At 58.9% G+C, this 18,786-nt stretch carries 16 protein-coding genes and 2 pseudogenes; 11 read left to right on the top strand and 7 right to left on the bottom strand.

Annotation, left to right across the window (positions count from 1 at the left end; genetic code table 11):
- Positions 1-137: 137 nt before the first annotated feature.
- The 7 genes and pseudogenes from U9R25_00090 to U9R25_00060 all read right to left on the bottom strand — a co-directional run bounded on the left by U9R25_00090 (position 138) and on the right by U9R25_00060 (position 6,073).
- Positions 138-470 (bottom strand): annotated as a pseudogene (locus U9R25_00090) (inorganic diphosphatase).
- Positions 471-710: 240 nt separating this feature from the next.
- Positions 711-1,499: a hypothetical protein gene (locus U9R25_00085; GenBank protein ID MEA3334277.1), complete on the bottom strand. Its 789-nt coding sequence runs from the start codon at positions 1,497-1,499 to the stop codon at positions 711-713.
- A gap of 9 nt (positions 1,500-1,508) precedes the next feature.
- On the bottom strand, positions 1,509-2,699 hold the full coding sequence (locus tag U9R25_00080) for a radical SAM protein (protein ID MEA3334276.1): 1,191 nt from the start codon (positions 2,697-2,699) through the stop codon (positions 1,509-1,511).
- Positions 2,700-2,729: 30 nt separating this feature from the next.
- Positions 2,730-4,517: an adenosylcobalamin-dependent ribonucleoside-diphosphate reductase gene (locus U9R25_00075; protein MEA3334275.1), complete on the bottom strand. Its 1,788-nt coding sequence runs from the start codon at positions 4,515-4,517 to the stop codon at positions 2,730-2,732.
- A gap of 331 nt (positions 4,518-4,848) precedes the next feature.
- Positions 4,849-5,067, bottom strand: a pseudogene (locus tag U9R25_00070) (radical SAM protein).
- 188 nt (positions 5,068-5,255) lie between these two features.
- Positions 5,256-5,555, bottom strand: a complete 300-nt coding sequence (locus U9R25_00065) for a hypothetical protein (protein ID MEA3334274.1) — start codon at positions 5,553-5,555, stop codon at positions 5,256-5,258.
- On the bottom strand, positions 5,552-6,073 hold the full coding sequence (locus U9R25_00060; GenBank protein ID MEA3334273.1) for a hypothetical protein: 522 nt from the start codon (positions 6,071-6,073) through the stop codon (positions 5,552-5,554). The genes U9R25_00065 and U9R25_00060 overlap by 4 nt, the downstream gene beginning before the upstream one ends.
- A 106-nt stretch (positions 6,074-6,179) precedes the next feature.
- Between U9R25_00060 and U9R25_00055 the strand changes: the two genes are divergently transcribed.
- The 11 genes from U9R25_00055 (at position 6,180) to U9R25_00005 (ending at position 18,411) form a co-directional block, all read left to right on the top strand.
- Positions 6,180-6,854: a PadR family transcriptional regulator gene (locus U9R25_00055; GenBank protein ID MEA3334272.1), complete on the top strand. Its 675-nt coding sequence runs from the start codon at positions 6,180-6,182 to the stop codon at positions 6,852-6,854.
- 23 nt (positions 6,855-6,877) lie between these two features.
- Positions 6,878-7,162, top strand: a complete 285-nt coding sequence (locus tag U9R25_00050; GenBank protein ID MEA3334271.1) for a hypothetical protein — start codon at positions 6,878-6,880, stop codon at positions 7,160-7,162.
- An 899-nt stretch (positions 7,163-8,061) separates the two neighbouring features.
- The gene (locus U9R25_00045) at positions 8,062-8,247 is read left to right on the top strand and encodes a hypothetical protein (protein MEA3334270.1); all 186 of its coding nucleotides are present in this window, start codon (positions 8,062-8,064) and stop codon (positions 8,245-8,247) included.
- Between the two features lie 105 nt (positions 8,248-8,352).
- A complete protein-coding gene (locus U9R25_00040) occupies positions 8,353-9,594 on the top strand; it encodes an extracellular solute-binding protein (GenBank protein ID MEA3334269.1) in 1,242 nt (413 codons plus the stop codon).
- Positions 9,587-10,471: an ABC transporter permease subunit gene (locus U9R25_00035; protein ID MEA3334268.1), complete on the top strand. Its 885-nt coding sequence runs from the start codon at positions 9,587-9,589 to the stop codon at positions 10,469-10,471. The genes U9R25_00040 and U9R25_00035 overlap by 8 nt, the downstream gene beginning before the upstream one ends.
- Positions 10,472-10,473: 2 nt before the next feature.
- Positions 10,474-11,304, top strand: coding sequence for an ABC transporter permease subunit (locus U9R25_00030; protein MEA3334267.1), 831 nt, complete (start codon positions 10,474-10,476; stop codon positions 11,302-11,304).
- A 30-nt stretch (positions 11,305-11,334) separates the two neighbouring features.
- On the top strand, positions 11,335-12,405 hold the full coding sequence (locus U9R25_00025; GenBank protein MEA3334266.1) for an ABC transporter ATP-binding protein: 1,071 nt from the start codon (positions 11,335-11,337) through the stop codon (positions 12,403-12,405).
- An 86-nt stretch (positions 12,406-12,491) separates the two neighbouring features.
- A complete protein-coding gene (locus U9R25_00020; GenBank protein MEA3334265.1) occupies positions 12,492-14,042 on the top strand; it encodes an alkaline phosphatase D family protein in 1,551 nt (516 codons plus the stop codon).
- 639 nt (positions 14,043-14,681) lie between these two features.
- On the top strand, positions 14,682-15,575 hold the full coding sequence (locus U9R25_00015) for a PfkB family carbohydrate kinase (protein ID MEA3334264.1): 894 nt from the start codon (positions 14,682-14,684) through the stop codon (positions 15,573-15,575).
- Between the two features lie 3 nt (positions 15,576-15,578).
- A complete protein-coding gene (locus U9R25_00010; GenBank protein MEA3334263.1) occupies positions 15,579-16,829 on the top strand; it encodes an MFS transporter in 1,251 nt (416 codons plus the stop codon).
- Between the two features lie 124 nt (positions 16,830-16,953).
- Positions 16,954-18,411, top strand: coding sequence for a glycerophosphodiester phosphodiesterase family protein (locus tag U9R25_00005; protein ID MEA3334262.1), 1,458 nt, complete (start codon positions 16,954-16,956; stop codon positions 18,409-18,411).
- Positions 18,412-18,786 lie beyond the last annotated feature (375 nt).

Here is an 18,786-nt window from a genome sequence, read left to right as displayed (position 1 = left end):
TGTCTACTTGTTTCCTTGTCTACTTGTTTCCCTGTTCCTTTTCCAGTGAAAAAGCTATGTTTCAGTATAACAGAGAATCTGCACAACTTCAAGTTAACCGGACGAATCCCGTTTTTCAACACAAAAAAAATGATTGTTTTGAAGTATCGTTCCTGGAAGTCGATCTGAGCTGAAATCTCATCCCTGGTCAAATGGATATCGCTCAACGGCACCACAACCAGTTTGTCTTCCACATCATCCAGTCGATGCACGACAGCAACACAGATGCCCGTAAACTCGGTCAGCGGCCCTTCAATACCGAGGACATACGCGTCAAGGGGTTCTCCATCCGGGGCCCGTTGACCGGGAATGTAGCCATAATTGACTGGGTAAACAAATCCCCACTCCGGGTGTCGCGAACCCAGAGGTCGATCTATGATTACGGTAACCGTTTTGCCCAGAAAGGTGACGCTATCGTTGTAATTCGGCATGACCAAAGGAGTTGACAATGTTGTCAGAGTCGCGCCCAGATGGCCGCAACTTTCGATATGACTCAGCTTCCTGGATAAGGACGTCAGGTCGAAGCAAGATAAATGCAAGCCGCTTCAACCCGTCGATTTTATCAGGTGACAAGGCCAGTTCAACTTGTTCGGAAACGGTGAGACCATGACGAAGTGGCGATTCGTAGCGGGCAAGATAATCGTTGAGCCACATGGGCAGGCTGGTCATTGTCAGGCTTTACTGTGAAAAACCGGTTGCCCTTCAAGAAGTTCTTGCCGGGCTTCTGCGCGGTCGAGCAATCTTAGGCAACGTCCCAACAATTCATCCGAAGGTAGGGTGCCATCCAGGATGACCGTGGTCGATGGCGGCAGGATCTGCTGGAACAGCACTTTGGCGGCCGATTGGTAGCGATAGAAGTGATGCTCAAGTTCCTCTGTCGATGGCCTGTTCTCCAGGAATTGGCGCCAGGCCTTCCCGATAGACATGCCAGGTCGATGATCGAGCCCACATTCCCAGAAATCGGGTTTATTCATTAACCGCAAACGATCCAGGGTTATGCCAACGGGAACCTCAAGGTAAATGGTCAGGATGGGTGGTTGCGCAGCCGCAAACCAGGCCTGGAGTTGTTCCGGGTCAACCCCGCGCAGACAAAAATGAACCTGATGGGAAAAATGATAGCGATCGGCCAGAACGATCTTCCCGGCATCGAGGGCAGGGCCGATGGCGTTGGCCAGGCCGGTGTAGTAGTCTGCCACGGCAAGAGCCGCCGCCTCGTATTGGTCCACCAGGTCCTCTTCAACTAAACGAAGCCAGAGACGGGTCAGTGCAGGCACCATGTAGCGCGTCACCCGAAAAACCGGTCGCCCCTGGCCGGACAGGTGATCGAAAAGATGCGCCACGAGAGTGGATTTTCCAGAGCCATCAATCCCTTCGACGGCAACCAGGTTTCCGCGCTGTTCACCAGCCTGGAAAAGGGGCGCCGGATGGGAATCGACTGGCGTGACTGCTATTGGCTCCACGAGAACATTCTATGCCGGTGATTGCCGCGGAGTGACGCGCTCGGCAAAGCCACTGTGAACGCGCGTGGCGACATTCTCGCGGACCATGAAACACAAGGGAATAAACCCCTGGGCCTGCGGGTCTCCGCTGCAGCGCGGGTCCAGAGCAAACCAGTCGCCAAGTGCAAAGCGGCTCAAGGCGCGGCTACCCCCTCGACAAGTATCCAGTTTGGAGCAACCCGCACAGGCTTGATTAATGCCCTTCATGGACCAGTAGAAATCCCAACTGTCCGGGCTAAACAAGATTTCTTCGAGACTGCTATCAAAGACGTTTCCTAAAGCAGGCGCCTCATCAAGAAAACAGACGCATGGGTAAACCCGTCCGTCGGAAAGTATGTTGACATAGTTGCACTCCTGCAGGAAGCCAAGACAACTGCCGCCACGCCCGGATTGGATCAGGCCCCGGGCCTGTTGCTCGTCCTCCCATTGGAAAACCTTCTCGACGGTTACCTCCATATTCCCTGGCCGGTGAAGAGCGGCAGTGGCCTGCATCGCCTCGATAAAGCTTCGCCAGCGTTTGGGCGGCACCATCAGATCTGCCACCTCGCGCCCGCGGCCCACCGGGATCATGTAAAACACCGAAAAGGTCGCTACCCCCATGTCGGCAAGCACCGGCAAGAGTTTTGGCAGCTCGTCAACATTACGCACGGTAGCCACCGAGTTGACACGCACATCGAAGCCAAGCTCGGAAGCGTTTCTGATGGCAGCCATGGTTTTCGGGAATAGTTGGCGGTCGCTCCGATGATAGCCATGATTGTCCTCAAACCCGTCAAGGCTAACCAGAACCTGGCGAAGACCGGCCTGCCAGAGTGTCTCGAGTTTCTCGCGTCGCAACAACGCACCATTGGAGTGCATTCGCATTTTGAAGCCAAGGCCGCTGGCGTGACCAATCAGCTCGGGCATGTCGGGCCGGATCACAGGCTCACCGCCACTGAAGTGAACCACACGATTACCCAGGGCAGCAGCCTCGTCCAAAACACGATGGATCAGTTCCTTTGGCAGAGTTGGCTCATGCTTGCCGGGAGTCGAGCTGTAACTGCAATAAATGCATGTCAAGTTGCACAGGTTTGTCACGTTTATGTCAATCTCCCGCAGCACGATCGGCGGTGCGGGTAGCCCATGTGTCCGGTTGGCATAACGCGGTGTCGAGGGTTGGTTCATCGGATTCTTCTTCTCATCTCTTGAGGTCGCTCACGTGCAGACAGAACATGACTCCTGACTGGCAGGTTGGATGCGGGGAACGGTGATCGAAAGGAACTGGGCCTCCTGGCAACGGTCTCGATAACAGGTAATGCCCTTGCATCCCAGTTGGTACGCCAGCAAGAAGGCATCTCTTACGTCGGCAACGGTCGCGGTGTGCGGCAAGTTGATCGTCTTTGATACACCCAGATCGGTGTGTTGTTGGAAAGCGGCCTGGATCCTGATGTGCCAGGCTGGTGAAATGTCATGGGCGGTCACAAATACACGCCGCAGATCGTCTGGCAGCGCGGTCATATCCTGGACGGAGCCCGATGTCTCGGCAATTTGCATCAGTTCGCGATCATCCAGCCCACGATGTTGTAACGCCTGCACAAAGGACTGGTTTACCTCGCGCAGTTGTTCGCCATTTGCCAGGTGTTTACTGTAGGCAATGGAATAATGGGGCTCAATACCTGCCGAGCAGCCGGCCACGGCCGAAATTGTCGAGTTGGGGGCATTGCTGGTCGTTGTGGCGTTACGCATCGGGGGGTGGCCCAGCTGCTGCCACCGGCTGCCGGCATACGCCGGGAATGGCCCCCGTGTTGCCGCCAGACGCTGCGACATGACCCGCGTACCGGCCTGAATCGTCGTCATAAGCTGGCCGGCCAGCGCTTCGGCTTCGGGCGAGTCGTAGGCAATGCCCATCGCGATGAGCAAGTCGGCGAAACCCATTACACCGATGCCAAGCTTGCGCGTGCGGTGGACCGCCGCGTGGATCTCTGGCAGCGGAAACCGGCTCGCCTGGATGACATTGTCCATCATGCGCAGGGCCAGACCTGCAGTCTGCTCCAGCTTGTCCCAGCTGTATGTTTGGCCATCCGGGTCGTGAAATGCAGCGACGTTGATACCCCCCAGACAACAGGCCTCGAAGGGCAACAGGGGTGCCTCCCCACATGGATTCGTCGCTTCAATGGCACCCAAAGCCGGTGTGGGATTATTGGCGTTGATCTGGTCGATAAACAACAGGCCAGGATCACCAGTTCGCCAGGCCTGCTCACAGACAGAGTGGAGCAAAAACCGTGCCGGCAAGCGACGTACGATCTTCTGCGTGTGCGGGTCGACAAGCGCGAAATCCTCGTCCCGCGCAGCCGCGTCCATGAATTGGTCTGTGACGGCTACAGAGATGTTGAAATTGCGCAGGGCGCCCTGGGCCTTGGCCGAGACGAATTCAAGGATGTCGGGATGATCGCAGCGCAACACACCCATGTTGGCACCCCAACCGGTGCCTCCCGATTTTATCGCCTCGGTCTCCCGGTCGAACACCTCCATAAAGGAAACGGGACCGGTTGCCACGCCACCAGTAGCAATGGGCGTACCCCGTGCGCGCAGACGAGAAAATGAAAAGCCGGTTCCGCCCCCTTTGCTATGCACCTGCGCAGCCATACGAAGGGTGTCGAAGATCGAATCGATCGAGTCGTCCACCGGCAATACAAAGCAGGCAAAGAGTTGCCCCAGTAACCGGCCGGCCCCCAACAAAGTCGGCGCGTTGGGAAGGAACTGCCCGTCGGTCATCGCCGTGAAGAAACGATCCGCCCAGGTGGTGATCTGGGAGTCGTCCAGGTCAGAGTTGAACTGGCGCTCGACCTGCGCCAGCGTCCAGGCGACGCGCCGGAACATGACGACCGGCGCCTCGAATTGGCCATCGCCATTGCGTTTCAGGTAACGAAAGCGCAGCATGTAATGACCGTTGGCAGTCAGCTGTGGCCGGTAGCCGGGGTCGAGAATACGTGGGGCTGTCACAGCGAGGCTTCCTGGACAGTCGCAATTGCAGCCTCGGGTTGCTGTGCCTTGGGCAGGGGCTCGCTGATCCAGGTACAGAGGTAGTCCCGATGCACCAGAACCTTGTCTTCGGGCAGGGAAGGATTCTGCGGAAATGGTGGAACGCCATGGGGCGACGACGTTTCGAACTCGCGCAGGCAGTAGGGATCGCGGACAAACAGGGAGCGTTTTCCCGATTCGAATAGATGGTGGAGATAGCTACGGGCTGCGCAGCCCCCGCGGCAGCTCGACCCTCAGGAAAGGGGCTGTCGAAGGAAATGTCGACATCGTTCAATAACTGAACAACATAGGGAAAGTGCTGCTCCAGTTTCAACAGGGTGATTCCGCTGGTGGTGAGGCCCACCGCAATCCCTGCCCCGGTTAACGATTCCACAATGGCAGGCAGCAGTGAACTTTTCACGTCAAGGCCATTGGTGAAGATTGGCTCATTGCCCCCCAGGTTGACCGTCTTAACCCCAAGTTTGACAAGTTGGTCCACTACCCGGCGCACCATCCAAGGCTCCAGATTCATGCCCTTGCGCCGGGCATACATGGAATAGCAGTGCTGGCAGCGGTATGGACAGTCGTTGCCAAGAGTCCAACCGACGTTCTGAATGGCCATCTCGCATTCGTCAAGATCAGGTCGCTCGATGGGACCGACAGGCAATTGGTAGTGCAGTTCAGGATCGAAAAATGGTAGATTCCACCAAGGGAATGGGGTTAGTCGACATCGGTATCCTCAACATCGTCCCAGGTCAGGAACCCCAGCTCGCGAAACAGGCCTAATGCGTAAACGGTCGCAGCCATGGCATCGGCAAGGGACATGTCCTGATCAACTGCCATTCTCTTGATGATCTCTTCCACCGTCCATGATGCCTCGCAGCCGCGCCAAACATAGTCTGACGGGTCGTCCAGAACGTACCAATCGTTGTAGCGGACCAGCCAGATTGCCTCGTCGAAGCGCCGGCGCCGCACCATAAAATTGGTACGGGGAACGGCATCCCTGCTAATGGCCATCATCCCTGGATCCACGTAACAACCTCATTGGCAAAACGCACACAGGATTCGAGGTGGGAATGGCAAGCGATGGGATCTTGCCGCAAAGCATTACCGTCTGGGAACTGCAATCGCCAGAATGTTTTTGCGAAGCGCTGATGACGTTCGCTACCATCCTTCAGGCGTTCCAGATATACGGAGCGCCACTTGCGGGTCGGGTCGGTATTACCCAGATGGTGTAAATAGGCATCGATCGTTGCGTCGACCACCTCACGCGATCGCAGGAGCGCAACATCCCATTGCTCGCTCTCCAGCATACCAAGCAAGTCTTCCAGGAGGGCATCCAGGTAACGAATCGTCTCTTCAGTCTGAAAGGCGCGCAATCGTTCGAAATCGAAGAGGGATTGAAAGGCAGTGAAACCGGTCGGATTGAGCAGGGGCACGCCGGTGCGTAAACGGTCGACGAAGGCCATCTCGATGAAGAGGAACAGTGTGCCCTCGATGTGCCTGGCGCTTCCCAACTCGAGGGCTGCATTTGACAAACTATCCTTATCGGTTTATAATTAGGTTCAACTATATTGAATTGAATATAGTTGGTTCAAAGTGACGTGTCACGATTGACAGAGACTATGGACAAAGGTGCAGATTATGGGCGAAAAACATGGACATCGCAGACGCAGGCGGGGACGCCGGGACTTCTGGCGGGCCTGGCGGGAGGAATGGCAGGATTACTGGGAGGAACAAGACGATCCCCGACAGGGTATAGCCACTCCCCCACCACCGCCGCCACCACGGATGGTTGCCCGGGCATGGCGTGAGTTTTTCCACGAATACATGGGAGCGTGGCCTGAGGAACATTGGGCCTTCGGCGGTCGCCGCTTCAGCCCCTGGCACAAGGGAATGGATTCCTTCAATCCTTTTGTGGCCAGCCTCTTGAGCAAAGGTGGTGGTCTGCTTCCCTTGCTGGTAATGGACCTGCTTGCGCAGCAAGCGCGCTACGGCAACGAGCTTATGGAGTTGATTGGCCAGCGAACCGGTGGCCAGTGGGTGGCAAACCCGGGTGCCGTCTATCCCCTTCTAACCATGCTGGAGAAGCAGGGTTATGTTGTTGGCAAATGGGAAGATCCCCGGAAACGCACCGTACGAATCTATCATCTGACCGAATCCGGAGAACAGGAGCTGGTCCGCTTGAAGGCCGTTGTGCGGCCCAAGCTGGCAGAAGCCGCTGAGGTACTGCAAAGACTGACGCACGACCTGAACGGCGACAGCAGCGACGAGCAGCCGCCCACTGTGCAGGACGAGATCACGCAAGAAACCAAGTAATTCACCAAGGAGGTGATATAAAAATGTCAGAAAAAGTAATCCATGAAGTACGTGTCATAGAGACCGAGGATGGTTACCGCATCGAGATGAAGGGGGACAAGGCCCGCCTGCGCAGGATGGCCCTTGGCGCTGCCAGGGGTCCCGGCCGCGGGCCCCGTCAAGGACGTGGCAGGGATGGACAGGGCAAGGGTCGAGGCCGCGCCTGGCGCCGGCGCCAGGCAATGCTTTTCGGTCCCTGGGCCTGGGCTGCCTACGACCCAGAATCCGAGCAACTCGAAGAACTGGACACCCCGAAAAACGATGGATAAACTCGAATAACCGCAGGCCGGAGACACAATCGTCTCCGGCCTTTTTTTTGCCAGGCTGCGATTTCACCTCGCAGGAAGCTGGGAGCTTCCTAAAGGAATGAGAATTTATAAACTCATGTTTCGCACCTGGCAAATACAGGGGTCAAATGACATCCTGAGCCTCGCCAGTGGGCGACGCCGAAGGTAATTCGCGGATGGCGGTGTCCTGGGCCGTCCACGAATGGGGTCACGAATGCACGAATAGGGCGGAAGTGGGGCAACTGCATTCGTGTGTTCTCGTCGCCGGACGCCGACACGCCACGGCAGCAGCCGAGGCGAGAGCTAGCCAGGCAATTCGCGGAACAGACCCGTTGGCGAAATGTCTCAACATGGCAGGCAAGATGCTTCGCTGAGACGCGTAAGCGAAGAGTGCGACCATTGCTCCCGCTCAGCATGACATAAACAACCTTGTCACTGTCATCCTGAGCGATTCTACGACTGCCATCGTTCATCCATGATTGTCCTCAAACACCCGAGTTTCATATGAGAAAGACCAGCCACAGTGAAGGATATCGCGCGCCTTCTACCGCAAGATGCTTCGGCTGGAACACGTGGCGCCATGGATAATGCCTGCTGGAGGCTTTTGCGCCAGCCAACGATCGTAGTTTGCCCGTCACCCCATATTGCCAGCATGACGCAAAATAACTTTCTTTAAGCCCTGCTTCAGCGCGAAATTGCTTGACACGCCTATTGTTCTCTGTTAGAATGAAGATGCACGTACGGGAAGGGCAATCAAGAACCAGATGATGGGTCTTGTTTGTCCAGATCGATGGCAATCAACTACCGGTCCGGCAGGTTCTGTTCAACAACTGTTGGAGTCGGGCGATCACCAGGACCTGTTATCTTTTCTGAAGCGTGCCATGACCACGGTTTCCAACTGGCAGGATTGCCACGGTCTCTTTCCCCACCTGTTATTTCGCTCATGCACGGCGCTGCAAACGCCAGCCCTGCAACAGGACTACCTTCTCACCAGCTTGCCACTACACTATCGGCAAGCGAACCCGATTCCCCAACCCTCTTTCCCGTCGACGCTTCAAGACTGCTAAGGAGGTGATGCCCAACCACAGATCATCGCTGAAAAAAGGGAGCCAGGCGTCCATGCCTGGCGCAGTCGAGCCTTACGCTTGCTTTGCCAAAGGAGGCAGATTCAAATGAAGCGTCGTCTATTGGTGTTGGCAGTCTTTTCGATTGCTGCCCTGGTGCTGGCCGCCTGTCCCGCGCCGGTGGCCCAAGTTGTCGAGGTCGTAAAAGAGGTGCCGGTCGTAGAAACGGTCATCGTCGAGGTTGAGAAAGAGATCCAGGCCGAGGAGACAGTGGAGCTGATCTACCTGACGGCCGGTGACGTGAACATGCTGGCATTGGGTCAGAACGTTTTGACCCCCGATTTCGAGGCGATGTACCCAAACGTCGATGTCTCGACCGTGCATACCGGACCGGGTGATGCCGGTTCCCGGTTGATCTTCGAAAAGCTCAAAGCGGATAAGGATTCGGGCAAGGATCCCGGTGATGTGGACGTGGTCATGGCCCACCAGAAATTCATGTCCTGGGCCATGGAAGAGGACCTGCTCATGGACTATGCCAAGGATCTGGACACCTGGCAGTATATGACTGCGGCCGATGCCCGCAACGCCCTGGGCACCGACATCGAGGGTTACGCCATGCCCATGTTCCATAGCCAGACCGCCCTGGCCTACAACCCCGAATGCGTTCCGGACCCACCCGCCAGCTATGAGGAACTGGAGGAATGGGTCAAGGAAAATCCTGGTAAATTTGGCTACAATGGTATCAAAGGGGGCATGTCCGGCGTCTCCTTCACAGTCGGCTGGATCTACTGGAAGAGCGACAACTATGAACAATACGCCGTCACCGGTCCTTTCGACGAGGCCGAGGTCGCTTCCTGGCAACCTGCGTTCGAGGACTTGAAGGAGTTCAACAAGAATGTCACCTTCACAGCGGGCAACGTGGGCACCCTGGACGCGCTGAACCGTGGTGAGATCTGCATCGGGCCGGTTTGGGTGGACATGTTCCACACCTTCATGGCTGAGGGCAAACTGGATCCCAACGTTCGGCTGTTGTTGCCCGAACCTGGCATGCCGGGCCAGCCCATGTACTTCGTGATCCCCGCCAACGCGCCGCACCCCGAGGTAGCCAAAAAGTGGATCGAATACGTGACCAGCCCCGATATCCAGGGCAACGTCATCATCGATCGGTACAACTGGTATCCTGGTATCGATGGCAGCTTTGTGGCAGATGTTGCGCCACCTGAGGCGTTCGAGCGCCTCTACGCCGACGTGCCCCCGGAGGAACTTGCCGCCAAGGGCAGATCGTTCCCCACAGTCGACTACTTTGACGCAATGCTGGAAGCCTACGAGCAATGGGTGACTGGTGGTTAACGCCACGATCAAGAAGCTTGATGGGAGGGAGGCCAGGGATAGGCTCCTGACCTTCCTCCTGCTTCTGCCCGCGGTGGGCCTGATGCTGACCCTCTACGCCTACCCGTTTGCCGGCTCCATCGTCCGCAGCTTTCTGGACAGCGACGGCGCCTGGACCCTGAACAACTATCTCAAAGTTCAGGATCTTTACGTGCGCGACATTGTCTTTACCCTGGCAGTTTCTCTGCTGAGCACAGTCCTGGCGACGATCATCAGCATCCTTTTATCCTCCTATCTGCGCCTATCCAGCGGCGGTCTGGCCTCGCGCATCGCCGGGCTTATCTACCGCCTGCCCATTTTTGTCCCCTTTGTCGTGGTGGCTCAGATGATGACCACCTTCCTGGCACCCCACGGCCTGTTGAATATCGCACTGTCCCAGCTGGGGTTGATTAACATCGACGCGCCTCTGCAATTGCTGGACTGGAAAGGGCTCACCTTTGGTTTCGTCTGGAAACAGGCTGCGTTCATGACACTGATCGTTGCCAGTGGCTTTATGGTAATTGACGATTCCTATATTGAGGCAGCGCGCAGCGTGGGTGCCGGAACCCCCCAGGTGATCTGGCGAATCCTGATCCCCATGAGTCGGGCCAGCATCTCGGTCGCCCTTGTGCTGGCGTTTACCTCTACGGTTGGTACGTTCACACTGCCCTTCATGCTTATCGGTGGAAAATCGCCCACGACCATCACCGTCGACATCGCCCATCGAGTGACCTACTTCGGCGACTGGGGCGTGGCCAATGCACTGGGTACTGTTTCCTACGTCCTGGTATTGGTCGCAGCCATCTACTACCTTCGCTACAACCTGAAGCAGGGGGTCTATGAAACGCAGGACGGATGATCATGTCTGTTGGTAGCATTGTGCGCAGAACCCTGGAAGCAGTATTAGTGGTCGTGTTGGGCCTGGTCATCTTCGGCCCCATGCTTGGGCTGGTTCTGTGGTCGGTCGCCCTCCGGTGGTATTGGCCCAACGTTTTACCCCAGGAAGTGGGATGGGACTACTGGGCGCAGGCCCTGGGGTTGGAAATAAGCCTGGCCGTCGGTGCTGTCAGCATCCTTGACTCCTTCCAGACCAGCCTGCTGCTGGCTGTCGCCTCGGTGATCCTGGTAATGCTCATCGCCATGCCGGTGGGATACGTCCTGGCCAAGCGGCGCGTTCCCTGGAAGGGACTGATCCTTCTGCTCTTCCTGATGCCTCAGGCCTTTCCCCAGCAGCCAGTGTTTGTCAACCTGCTGCTCGCCTTCAACCGCCTTGGGCTGGCCGGCAAGTTCACCGGCGTGCTTCTGGTTCACATGATGGTCAGCCTCGTCTTTGCGGTGTGGATATCCAGTGCTGCCTTCAAGGCGGTGCCGCCGGAATTGGAGGAAGCGGCCCGCAGCGTGGGAGCCTCCGGTCTGCGAACCTTTCTACGCATCACGCTGCCTCTGGCCTTGCCCGGCCTGTTGGCCGCCAGCGTGTTCGTTTTTTTGACCTCCCTGGATGAATTCACAGGCACCTTTTTTATCGGCCTTCCCTTCGTGAGCACTCTGCCCATGTTGCTCTACTCGTCCAGCGGCTTCAACCTGCAGTTTGCCTCGGTGATCGCGATCATATTGCTGGTTCCCAGCATCCTGTTCATGATCGTCATCGAGCGCTTTCTCAAGGCCGAGCATGTTGGCGGCATGGGCGTTTGATCGCCCCGTGGTCGCCCAAGGAGACGCGGAATGCCTGGCGTACGCCTGGAGAATCTGACGAAACGCTTCGGAGAGGTGGTTGCCGTCGACAATCTCAACCTGGAGGTCGAGGATGGCGAGATACTGACCTTTCTGGGTCCCAGTGGGTGTGGCAAAACCACGACTCTGCGCTGCATCGCCGGGCTGCTTATCCCCGAGGAGGGTGAGATCTATCTGGGAAATGACCGTGTGACCAGTATGCCGGCCGAGAAGCGCGGCCTGGGCCTGGTCTTTCAGAACTACGCGCTTTGGCCCCACATGACCGTTTTCCAGAACCTGGCCTTCGGCCTGGAGTTACGTAAGATACCCAAGCCGGATATCGTCAGGCGCATCGATGAGGCGTTGGCGCTGGTGCGACTTTCGGGAATGCAAGAACGGTTTCCTCGTCAGCTCTCCGGCGGTCAGCAGCAACGGGTCGCCCTGGCCCGTGCCCTGATTTTGGAGCCAAAGCTATTGCTGCTGGACGAGCCGTTGAGCAACCTGGATGCCCAGCTTCGCGAGGAAATGCGCTTTGAGCTGCGAGAACTGCAAAAAAGCCTGGGCATTACCAGCATCTACGTCACTCACGACCAGGCCGAGGCCCTCGTGCTGTCCGATCGCGTTGCCATTATGGAAGCCGGACGCCTGGTTCAGATCGGGACACCTGTAGAGATCTACAGTCAGCCCACCAATAAGTTCGTAGCCGGCTTCGTGGGGCTGACCAGTTTTTTGGAGGGTAGGGTCACCCGGCAGCAGGGGGAAAACGTCGTCATCGCAACCGACGACGGGCAGGAATTGTTGGCTCGCTCCGCTGCCTTCCAGGCAGGAGATAGCGTTACCGTTGCCCTGCGCCCCGAACATATTACCTTGAACACCAACGAACCAACGTCCCTGCCGGCCGGCATCAACATCCTTCCAGGACGCGTTGAGCGCGGCGCTTACCTGGGCGACGTGGTGGATTATCGCATTGGCGTTGGCAGCTCGATAATCAGAGTCCACACCGGCACAGAGATAATCCTGGACCCTGGCGACCAGGTGTTTCTGACCATCCCGGTGGATCAGATCACACTGGTAGCTGCCTGAGAAGTGGCTGGCCACAGAAACCGTCTCCAGCCGGCAGTGGCCCAGTCCATTTGCCATTCGCCAGTCTCATTCAAGAAGAGAACGAAATGAATGTCAGAAAGTTGGCAGTGTCGCTTGTTGGCACATCGCTGCTCATTCTTGCAGCCCTGGTAGCAGGGTGTGCGCCGGTAACTATCGAAGGTGTGACGAACCTGGAGGCTCCCCGTGCGGCCAACACAGGAGAGGGGCTGGAAGCACCGCAAACCACGCCGCCCGAACTGGTGAGCCCGGCGGTCGCTGCACCAGAGGTAACGCACGGGCCAATCGCTGGTGAGGTTTCGCAGCACTCAGCCGTGTTGTGGGCGCGCGGCAATACGACAGGAACGCTCACATTTGAGGTATCTGAGACGTCAGACTTCCCGGAAACATCGCCGTCCTCGCCGATCGAGGCGGACGAGACTGGTGATTTCATCGGTGAGGTGCGGATCGAGGACCTGATGCCCGGTCAGCAATATCACTATCGCGTTGCCTTGACGGCGGGTGGACAAACGAGCGAGCCAGTCACCGGCCAATTCAGCACGGCACCTGCTGCCGACTCGCCTGCCGGCTTTGAGTTCACCTTCAGCGCGGGCCTGGGGGGACAGGGCTATTGCCGCGATCCGGAGACTGGCTGGACCATCTTCGAAACGATGTTGGCCGAGCAGCCCGACTTTTTCTTGCTGATGGGAGATAGCGTCTACGTCGACTCCGCCTGTCCGTCACCGCAAAATGTCCCGGGCGCTGAAGGACCTTTCGCCGATCTGGCTGGCTTCCACACGCGCTATCGTTATCACCTGGAAGACCCACACTATGCAGCTTTGCTGGCTCAAACGCCCGTGTACGCGATCTGGGATGATCATGAAATCCTGGACAACTTCAGCGGGGTCACGCTCGGCAAGATCAACCCGCAGCTTTTCGCCGACGGACGCCAGGCGTTCCTTGACTTTTGGCCTGTCACCGGCACGGAAGACGACCCCTACCGGATGTACCGGGAGGTGTCGTACGGTGCGCTTGCGGATTTCTTCATCCTGGATACTCGCTCCTATCGCGACCCCGTTGTCAACTGGGACCCCAGCCCGGTCACATTGCAGCCCAAGTCTATGCTGGGTGCTGACCAGTTTGCCTGGTTGGAGAAAGGATTGGCCGACTCGCAAGCGACCTGGAAATTCATCGTGACCAGCGTGCCACTCTCCTATGCCACCGGCTGGCCCCAACCCCAGGTGGACGGCCGGGACGGTTGGGCGAACTACAGCGAGCGCACAGGCTACGAGACCGAGCTGATGGCCCTGCTGTTCTTTGTCGAAAGCCACGACATCCAGAACGTCGTTTTCCTGGCCGGAGATACGCACTGGCCCTTCGCCATCAGTTACGACCCCGATCGCGACGGCCAGCCCAACTTCCATGAACTGGGCTCCAGCCCCCTGAGCTCCATTCCGCTCCCTCCTCCCGACAAGCTCGATCCCAGCTTCAACCCCACGGTGTTGTACGCCGAGGGTGAGTTCATGGGCGACCTGTTCAACTTTGGCCACGTGTCTGTCGCGGATGACGGAAATCTGACCTTCCGGGTCGTGGATAAGGCCGGCATAGAGCACTTCGCTCTGACACTGGAGTCGGAATAGGCTGCGGACTGGTGCCGTAGCACCGGATCAGATTGAGCGCAGCAAAAAACCAGGCGGACGTTCTGCGAAACAGGCGTCCGCCTTTCGTTTTTCTAACACAGCGAACTCCGGCGGAACGGTCTACCTCTCTTCACCGGCAAAATTTTCTATCCGCTGCCCTTGACTTGGGTACAATCGCCAGGACTTCCACGTCCTGCTCAACGATGTCATAGAAGACCCGGATTTCTCCAACACGCAGCCGGTATTGAGGACGACTGATGCCACGCAATCGCTTCGTCCGGCTTCTGCTCGTCCTTTCCGGTTCGTGTTTGAGATGCCTCTCAATCGCATCTTGCACGGTGGCTCGGTCTCCTGCTGAAAGACGCTTCAAGCCCTGAACGGCTTATAGCCTGATTTTCTTCAACTGTCAAGGAAGCCAGCTATCGCCCATGAGTCAATTTCGGCTCGTTTCATTGTATGTCACTGTATATCACTCCTTCGACTTCGCTCAGGACAGGACTGAGCAGATTCAACGAAGGATTCGCACTGTCACAAACCGCCGGCGATACCTGCGGTGATCCGTCCTTCAACGCAACTCGCGCCGGAGTTGACCCGAGCGGGTGGATAGTGATATGCTTGGTGGAAAGGAAAGGAAACACCATGATCCCTGCAACAAACACTTCTGTTGACATCCTGATGCTCGGTCACTTCGCCAAGGATCAGATCATCGTCGATGGCCAGGGCGAAACAGCCTCTGGCGGCGCGGTCACCTACGGCAGCGTGGCCCTGCGCCGCCTGGGCCTGAGCGTGGCTGTCGTCACCCGCCTGCATCCCGACGACTTCCACCGCCTTGACGAACTGGAAACCGCCGGCGTGCAGGTCTTCGCCACTCCAGCGCCCGCGACCTCCGGCATCGCCAACTATTACGACTCGAGCGATATGGAACGGCGGGTCACGAAACTGCTGGGCTTCGCCGGTCCCATCCAGGCGGCCGAGGTCCCCGATCTGAGCGCCCGCGTCTATGCCGTCGCGCCCATCATGGCCGGCGAAGTGGATCTTCCATTGCTCAAAACGCTGGCCCGCCGCGGCCCCGTGTCGCTGGACGTGCAGGGCTTCGTGCGCGTTCGCGAGGGCCAGGATATCGTCTTTCGCCCCTGGCCAGATATGGCAGATGGCCTGGCCCACGTCACCTTTCTCAAGGTCGACCGGGCCGAGGCAGAGCTGCTAACCGGCGAGACCGACCTGGAAGCCGCTGCCAAACGCCTGGCCGGGTACGGTCCCAGGGAAATCGTGCTCACCCAATCGTCGGGCGTGACTGTCTACGCCGACGGCCAGATCTACCAGGCCCCTTTCACACCGCGTTCACTGGCCGGCCGCACCGGCCGCGGCGATACCTGCTTCATGACCTACCTGGGGAAGCGATTAGACACCTCGCCCGCCGAAGCCTGCCGCTGGGCCGGTGCCGTTACAACGCTGAAGCAGGAACGCGCTGGCCCCTGGAACGGCGACCTGGCTGCGGTTGAACAATTGATATCGAGTCCGCCAACCGGTTAGTTGATGACATCCCTCAAACCGGCCCGCGTGCTCATCCCGTTGGGCCTTGCCGTGGCCCTGTCCCTCTTCGGTGACCTGACGCTCTACGCGGTGTTGGTCACACAGCTGGACGTGGTCGGCTTGAGCCTGGCTGCCGTGGGCATCATGCTGGGCGTGAATCGCCTGATCCGCATCCCGGGCAATCCCATCTCGGGGCTATTCTACGATCGTTTTGGCCGCCGCCGGCTGTTCCTGCTGGGCATGACCCTGGGCGTGATCTCGACCGCAGGCTATGCCATGCTGCGCGGCTTCTGGCCTTTCCTGGCCATGCGCCTGACCTGGGGCATCGCCTGGACGCTGATCCACGTGGGCGGCATGGCCATGGTGTTGGACATAAGCACACCGGCCAACCGGGGACGCCTGACGGGCATCTACAACACCTGGGTGCTGGCGGGCCTGGGACTTGGCCCGTTGATCGGCGCGCTTCTGGTCGATGGCTACGGTTTCCAGGCGGGGATGCTGGCGTGCGCGACGATAACGACAATCGGCCTGCTGATCGCCCTGGTCGCCCTGCCCGAGACCGCGCCCCATCTGCGTCAGACGCGCCTGCGCGTCCAGCGAACCGGGCAGGGCTGGCGCGCGCAGCTGAAACGCCTATTCCCGACGCTGGCGACCGCATTGCTTGACTCGAACCGCGGGCTGGTCACCGCGTCCCTGATCTATCTGATCGTCATGTTCGCGGGCGGAGGGGTGGTGCTCTCGACCATCAGCCTCTTGCTCCAGCAGCATTTCGGTGATGAGGTCGTGGTAATGGGCGTTCTGGTCGGCGTGGCAACGCTGGCGGGTTTGATGCTGGGCATGCGCTCGCTACTGGCGGGACTCTCCGGCCCCCTGGCCGGCCACTGGTCCGATAGCCGCGCTGCACGTTGGTCGGTGATCGCCGCCAGCCTGGTGGTCGGCATCCTGGGCTTCACGGTGCTGGGTTTTGTCCAATTGCCCTCGGCTATTCTGGCCGGCGTAGCTCTGAGCGCGATCAGCAGCGGGGCAGCGTTGGCAATCCTGACGGCTCAGGTGGGGGACCTGGCCCCGGCCGGCAAACAGGGCGCGGTCATGGGCGGCTACGCCACCATGGGCGATATCGGCAGCGCCCTGGGGCCTCTCGTCGCATTTGCCCTCGTACCGTTCATCGACCTGCGCTGGGTTTACCTGCTCTGCTCGCTGACCTTCGCGGCAGGCCTCGTTCTGATCTGGCGCTATCGCAGGAACCTTCAATGAAATCAATCTCAAATCGTAACTGCTCAGGCAGTCCCGGGTTTTCCACAGATTTCGCCGATTGACACAGATTCAAACAAAAAAATCTGTGGAATCTGCGCAATCTGTGGTTGAAAGGAGCACGATGATGAGCGGGACGACATCCCAATCCCCCGATACCGCCAGCCTGGAAGCATTGCTGACTTTGCCCCAGGATGCCGGAGCGCAAGGCCTGGCCGCCCGCTACGCCCCGATCATCCGTTTCGATCAACAGGAGCCTTTCATGCCGCTGGCCGCGGGTTACACCATCTTTCGCGATGATGCCGACTCCCCTAGCTTCCCTCGCCGGGTCGAGCTGTATCCGCCCGACCGGGCAGGGGCGGTGCTGGCCATCGAGTATGCGATCTGGTGGGACTGGGACATCGGTCACCTGTACGAGCTGGAGCACATCTGGGTATTCGTGGACGGCGATGGGCAGGTCGTACGGGGCGAGGCCAGCTGGCACGGCGGCTATCACAGCATGGCGCTGGACGGCAGGTTGACCCTGGAGGATGATCACCTCGTGGTCTATTCCGAACCGGGCAAACACGCGTTTGCACCAGAACCGGGCTGGTTCCTGCAGCGCAGGCCGGCTCGTGAGGTTGCCGAGCAGACCAGGCGACTGGCCGGCGTCGGGGGCGTCTGGGTGACTCCACTGTTCGAGGCCGAGCTAACCCGGCTGCGCACGCCCTACGCCAATACGCTGGTGCGCACCTTCCTGCAGCGACAGGTCTTTGAGCCGGCACGGCAATCTGGCCAGGCCTTTCCGATCACGTCACAAGTGCTGGTGCCCTGGCCGGCCTTGGCGGATTGGATACCCCGCCGCGTGGCCTGCCGCATCGACCGTCTGGCCGCCACTGTTCCTCCCGAGGATCTGCACTTTTTACGCATTGCCCACCGCGGTGCCTCGGCCCACGCCCCGGAAAACACGCTGGCCGCCTTCCGTCGGGCGGCCGAGCTAGGCGCCAACGCCGTGGAACTGGACGTTCGTGTTTCAGCCGATGGCGTGCCTGTGGTCATCCACGACCCGGTGGTGAGCCGGCTGGGTGCCAGTGGTGCAGTCAGCGAGTTGTCCCTGGACCAGCTCAAGACACTGGACGCCGGCAACGGCGAGACCATCCCTACGCTGGAGGAGGCCATTGGGTGCTGCATGGAGGAACGGCTCATCCCCTACATCGAACTCGAGGCCGGCGCAGCCATTCAGCCGGTGGTCGAGGCCATCCAGCGTTACGAACTGCACCATTGGGCCATCGTCGGCTCGTTTCGGGCTGACTGGGTGGCCGCCGTCAAGTTTTTCGATTCGACTATTGCCACGTCGATCCTGTTCGACGCACCCAGCGTGGACCCGGTAAAACTGGCGCAGGCCGTGGGCGCCGACTACGTTCACCCTTGCTGGGAGTCGTTGGTTCCTGAGCCGCACAGGCTGCTCACGCCCGAGTGGATTGCCAGGGTACGCCAGGCCGGTCTGGGCATCCTGCTTTGGCACGAGGAACGGCCGACAGAGATCGCCCAGCTCAGGCGCCTGGGCGTGGATGGCATCTGTAGCGACGCGCCGGAGCTCCTGTGAACCTGCATTACCCCCTGCCCTGTGTTGTAGAGGCGGAATTTCATTATGTCATTATGTCAATATACCAGAATGTCGGAATGTCGGAGCGTCTCCGCGTCGCCAAGGCAGTCCCTTCTGTCACTGGTACGTCCCGGTAGGGATTGCGAGGCCCGATCCCCCATCTACCTCGGCGGCGGTTGTGCGCGGGCAAGGGCCGTGGCAATCTCAGAGTCCCTCCCCATATCGCAAGACCGCCGACCACAGATCGCGGTCCGTCGTCCGTTGTCTGCGGTCTTCTGGAAGCGGTCTACCGTCTATGGGTCCCCGCGTTCCCCGCGTCTCCCCCTCCCCGTGTCCCCCCCTCCCCGTGTCCCCCCCTCCCCGTGTCTCCCCCTC

The organism is Chloroflexota bacterium, assembly GCA_034717495.1.
In the GTDB taxonomy this organism is placed as follows: Bacteria; Chloroflexota; Anaerolineae; order JAAEKA01; family JAAEKA01; genus JAYELL01.
This window is presented reverse-complemented; position numbering and strand designations above follow the sequence as displayed.